Annotated in this window: 4 protein-coding genes and 1 pseudogene; 2 read left to right on the top strand and 3 right to left on the bottom strand. The window is 74.4% G+C overall.

Features of this window, described 5'->3' with window-relative positions:
- Positions 1-7: 7 nt before the first annotated feature.
- The gene (locus tag ABD52_RS36095) at positions 8-1,126 is read right to left on the bottom strand and encodes an alpha/beta hydrolase (RefSeq protein ID WP_047894697.1); all 1,119 of its coding nucleotides are present in this window, start codon (positions 1,124-1,126) and stop codon (positions 8-10) included.
- 181 nt (positions 1,127-1,307) lie between these two features.
- On the opposite strand from ABD52_RS36095, the gene ABD52_RS40430 reads away from it, so the two are divergent.
- Positions 1,308-1,481 carry a hypothetical protein gene (locus ABD52_RS40430; RefSeq protein ID WP_013288346.1) on the top strand — a complete coding sequence of 58 codons (174 nt, stop codon included), beginning with the start codon at positions 1,308-1,310 and terminating at the stop codon, positions 1,479-1,481.
- Between the two features lie 40 nt (positions 1,482-1,521).
- Here the strand turns inward: ABD52_RS40430 and ABD52_RS36090 are convergent, their stop codons facing one another.
- Both ABD52_RS36090 and pta read right to left on the bottom strand, forming a co-directional pair.
- Positions 1,522-2,634, bottom strand: coding sequence for an acetate/propionate family kinase (locus ABD52_RS36090; protein ID WP_030271856.1), 1,113 nt, complete (start codon positions 2,632-2,634; stop codon positions 1,522-1,524).
- Entirely contained in the window at positions 2,631-4,706 is a 2,076-nt protein-coding gene (gene pta / locus ABD52_RS36085) for a phosphate acetyltransferase (protein ID WP_085985949.1), read from the bottom strand. The genes ABD52_RS36090 and pta overlap by 4 nt, the downstream gene beginning before the upstream one ends.
- A gap of 93 nt (positions 4,707-4,799) precedes the next feature.
- On the opposite strand from pta, the pseudogene ABD52_RS40425 reads away from it, so the two are divergent.
- Positions 4,800-5,089: pseudogene (locus tag ABD52_RS40425) on the top strand (hypothetical protein); the annotation flags it as partial.

Below are 5,089 nucleotides of genomic sequence, written 5' to 3'. Positions count from 1 at the left end.
GGACGCTTCAGGTGGGGAGGGCGCGGGTGGTGAGGGTGGTGCCGGGCGCTGTCGCGTCGGTGGGGAGGCGGTGCAGGGCGGCGCGGTCGGCGTAGAGCGTCCAGCGCAGGAAGTCGGTGGTGGTGGCGAGCACCTGGGCGAAGCCGGGCCGTCCCGGCGTCAGGTACTCGCCGTGGCCCTGGCCGGTGAGGCTCAGGAAGGCGGCCGGCCCGAGGCAGCGGGCGTACGCGGCCCGGCCGATCGACTCCGGCACGATCCGGTCGGCGCTCCCGTGCACGAACAGCATCGGTGCGAGTGGGCGGGAGAGCCCGGCGACCATCCGGCCACCGGCGATCACGATTCCGGCCCGTACCGGGGACGGCTGCCCGGAGGCGAACATGCCGAGCGTGGTGTGCCCGCCGGCCGAGTGCCCGGCGGCGGCGAACCGGTCCACGGCCATGTGCGCGCCGAGCGGATCCCCGTGGCGGGCGCCCAGCCGGACCAGATGACGGATCAGTCGCCAGGCGTCGGCGGGCTGGTTGCGCACGTCGTCGCGGGTGTAGGCGCGGGCGCGCTGGTTCGTACGCGGATAGGTGGGTGCGACCACCACGAACCCGGCGGCGGCCCAGCGGGTGGTCAGCGCGGCGTGCAGGGCGGGCAGGCTGCGCAGCCCGTGGCTGTAGAGGACCACCGGGAAGCGTCCGGCCGCGAACGGCGCACCCGGCCGCACACGCGGTCCGGGGCTCGCCGGTGTGGCGCGTCCGGAGGGAGCCGCGACGACGGACGGCAGGGAGGAAGCGCGCGGCCCGCGCGGGCCCGGCAGGACCGGCGCCTGATCGGCACCTGCCGAGCCAGGGCCGGCCGAAGGAGGACCGGCCGAGCCAGGGCCGGCCGAGCCGGAACCAGTCGGGCCGGGGCCGGCCGTGTGCGGCCGTGCGGGAGACGGTGGTTGCGCCGGGTACCAGACGGTGACCGGCAGCGGCCGCCTGCCGTCCGGGTCGAGCGTGAACTGTCGCATCCCGACCGAGTACGGGCGCTCCGGCGCGGGCCCGACGGCGGCCGGGACCGGGTCGGGCGTGGCCACGGCCGGGCCGCAACCGGCCAGCAGCGCCGTCATCAGCGCGGCGACCAGCCGCTGCCCCCTCACACCTGCACGGTAGGCAGCCGAGCGGTCGGCCCGCGCCCGCCGTCCGGGCCGGTCGGTGCCGCCACCCGGGCGGCTCCCGCCTCCACCGGGTGGCCGGGTTTGCCCGATCCCGCCACCCAGATCCGCAGGTGGCGGCCCGGCGGGACATTCCGGTCCGGTCGGCTTCGCTAGGGTCAGCCGCATGGCTGAGAACTACACCGACCCGAGTGGCAACACCGCGCAGTTCCGCGCATTCGTCGATTCTCCCGAGCCGGCCGCGTCGGCGTCGGCGCCGTCCCGCCTGCCGCTGATCGCCGGCGTGGCCGTCGCCGCCGTCGTGGTGGTCGCCCTGGTCGCCTGGATCGCCCTGGGCTGACCCGGGCTGATCCGGCCCGGCCGCGCGGAGGGCCGGGCGGTCAGACGCCGAGCACCTCGCGGGTCTCGCGGGCGATCTCCCGCTCCTCGTCGGTGCCGACCACGAGCACCGCCACCTCCGCGCCTTCGGGGGAGACGATCCGGTCGCCGTGGCCGTCGTTGCGCGCCGGGTCGACGGCGACACCGAGCCGCTCCAGCCCGGCCAGCGACGCCGCCCGTACCGGCGCGGCGTGCTCGCCCACCCCGGCGGTGAACGCGATCGCGTCGACCCGGCCGAGCAGCGCGTAGTACGCGCCGACGTAACCGGTGATGCGGCGGCAGTAGACGTCGAACGCGAGCGTCGCGTCCGGGTCACCGGCGTCGCGGCGGGCCAGCACCTCGCGCATGTCGTTGACGCCGGTCAGCCCGAGCAGGCCGCTGCGGTGGTTGAGCAGGTCGTCGATGTCGTCCACCACCATGCCGCCCTCGCGGCGCAGGTGGAAGATGACTGTCGGGTCGAGGTCGCCGCTGCGGGTGCCCATCACCAGGCCCTCCAGCGGGGACATGCCCATCGAGGTGGCCACGCTGCGCCCACCCTGGACGGCGCACGCGCTAGCCCCGTTGCCCAGATGCAGCGTGATCGTGTTGAGCTGGTCGTACGGGCGGTCGAGCAGGTCGGCGACGCGACGCGAGACGTACGCGTGCGAGGTGCCGTGGAAGCCGTAGCGGCGCACCCCGTACCGCTCGGCGATGGCCTTGTCGATCGCGTACGTGGCGGCGGCCTCGGGCAGCGTGTGGTGGAACGCGGTGTCGAAGACGGCCACCTGCGGGACGTCCGGCAGCGCCTCCCGGGCCACCCGGATGCCGGCGAGGTTGGCCGGGTTGTGCAGCGGCGCGAGCGGCACCAGATCCTCGATCGCGGCGACGACCGCGTCGTCGATGCGTACCGGCGCGCTGAACTTCCGCCCGCCGTGCACCACCCGGTGGCCGACGCCGGTCAGCCCGGTCAGGTCGAGCCGGCCGATGATCTCCCGGACCGCGCTCTCGTGGTCGGCCGGCCCGCCGCCGGGTTCGCCGATCCGTTCGACCGTGCCCTTGTCCAGGACGTCGTCGCCGTCGTACAGCCGGTACTTGACCGACGAGGATCCGCTGTTGAGGACCAGGATGCGGCTCATTCCGACGCCTCCGCGGCGGCCTGGATGGCGGTGATCGCCACCGTGTTGACGATGTCCGGCACTGTGGCGCCGCGGGACAGGTCGTTCACCGGCCGCCGCAGGCCCTGCATGACCGGCCCGACCGCCACCGCTCCGGCCGACCGCTGCACCGCCTTGTACGTGTTGTTGCCCGTGTTCAGGTCCGGGAAGATGAACACCGTGGCCCGCCCCGCGACCGGGCTGTCCGGCAGCTTGGTGGCCGCCACCTGCGGGTCGATCGCGGCGTCGTACTGGATCGGGCCCTCGACCAGCAGGTCCGGCCGGCGTTCCCGGACCAGCTTGGTGGCCGCCGCGACCTTCTCCACGTCGGCGCCGGCGCCGGAGCTGCCGGTGGAGTACGACAGCATCGCCACCCGCGGCTCGATGCCGAACCGGGCCGCCGTGTCGGCCGACGAGATGGCGATGTCGGCGAGCTGGTCGGCGTCCGGGTCGGGGTTGACGGCGCAGTCGCCGTAGACCAGCACCCGGTCGGCGAGCAGCATGAAGAAGACGCTGGAGGCGACGGAGACGCCGGGCACGGTCCGGATGATCTCGAAGGCCGGGCGGATGGTGGCGGCTGTGGTGTGGGTGGCGCCGGAGACCATGCCGTCGGCGTGGCCGGTCTGCACCATCATCGTGCCGAAGTAGTTGGGCTGCGCCACGATGTCGTGCGCCAGCTCCACGGTGACGCCGCGGTGGGCGCGCAACTGCGCGTACGCCTGCGCGAACTCGTCCCGCCACGGGCTGGTCACCGGGTCGACGACCTGGGCGTCACCGAGGTCGACGCCCAGCTCCCGGGTCCGCCGGGCGATCTCGTCCGGGCGGCCGAGCAGGGTGATCTCGGCGACGCCCCGGCGCAGCAGCACCTCGGTCGCGCGCAGGATCCGCTCGTCCGCGCCCTCGGGCAGCACCAGCCGGCGGCGCCGGGCGCGGGCCCTGTCGATCAGATCGTTCTCGAACATCAGCGGGGTGACCCGCGCGGACCGGCTGACCCGCAGCCGGCGGGCCAGGTCGTCGGTGTCCACGCAGCGTTCGAACGCGCCGAGCGCGGCCTCGACCTTGCGCGGGTTGGCGGTGCTGGGGCGGCCCTCGATCCGGCTGGACGCGGCCACCGTGTCGTAGCTGTCGCTCGGCACCGACAGCACGGGGAGCCCGGTGTTCATCCGCTCGACCAGGCGCATGGCCCGCGGATCGGGCTGCTCGCCGAGCGTGAGCACCAGCCCGGCCAGCGACACCTGCCCGGCCACGTGCGCGGCGCCGGCGGCCACCAGCAGGTCCGCCCGGTCGCCCGGGGTGATCACCAGCGCCCCGTCGGTGAGGTGGTCCAGCAGCGTCGGCACGTGCGCCGCGCCCACCACGTAGTCGAGCACGTCGCGGTCGAGTGCGGTCTCGTCGCCGGTGAGCACCGTGCCGTGCAGCGCCGCCGCCACCTCGGCCACCGTCGGCGCCGACACGGTCGGCACCTCGGGGATCGCGTACGCGGGCACCGGCAGCTCGGGCAGCGTCATCGGCTCCGGCACGCGGTTGGCCAGCGCCGCGATCACCGTCGCGCCGAGGTCGGCCAGATCGTGGTACGCGCCGCGCAGCGCCGCCGCGATCGTGTCGGGCGTCTGCCCGAACCCGTCCACGACGGGCACCACGACGCTGCCGAACTCGGTCGCCAGCCGGGCGTTGAAGGCCAGCTCACGGGGGCCGGTGCCGTCGCCGTAGGCGAAGTCGCTGCCGACCACCACTATCGCCGGGCAGCGCCGCTCGACCTCCCGGTAGCGGGTGACGATCCGGGAGATCAACTCCTCCCGGCGGCCGTCCGCGACGAGCGCGCTCGCCTCGGCGTACGTGGCGCCGTACAGCTCGTCGACCGGCAGTTCCATCCGGTAGCGCTCGGTGAGCAGGGCGAGGATCGGGTCGGTGCCGTCACCGGCGACGAGCGGCCGGAACGCACCTATCCGTTCCACCTGGCGGGACAACAACTCGGCCAGGCCGAGCGCCACTGTCGATTTTCCCCCGCCCGAACCAACGCCGGTCAGGTACACGCTGCGCGCCACGGCACCCAACCTACAAGATCGAGGTCAGTGCTGCCCGTTCTGCCTGGTCACACCGGCTAGCCAGGGGAGAAGGCGGGATTTTTCCGCATCTACACTTGCCGCGTGGATGGCCCGACCGCACTGATTCCCGTCGTACCGGAATCGCCCCCCGTCTTCGTCGACCCGAGCGGGCGGCGACGCCGGCGGCTGCGCCGTCTCGCCTACTGCGCCGGCGCGGCGGGTGTGGTCTACACGGTCATGGTCGGGGTCAGCTTCGCCGGCGGGCCGATCACCCCGGACAGCGTCATCCCGTTCGTCGAGCCGACCAGCGAGCAGCGGCTGCCCTCGCCGAACCCGCCGGCGTCGCCCGCGCCCGCTCGGGTCGACGAAGACGGGGGGCGATTCCGGTACGA

The sequence above is a fragment of the Micromonospora sp. RV43 genome, assembly GCF_001029515.1.
GTDB lineage: Bacteria > Actinomycetota > Actinomycetes > Mycobacteriales > Micromonosporaceae > Micromonospora > Micromonospora aurantiaca.
The sequence above is the reverse complement of the archived record's forward strand: the minus strand, read 5'-3'. Positions and strand labels throughout refer to the sequence as shown.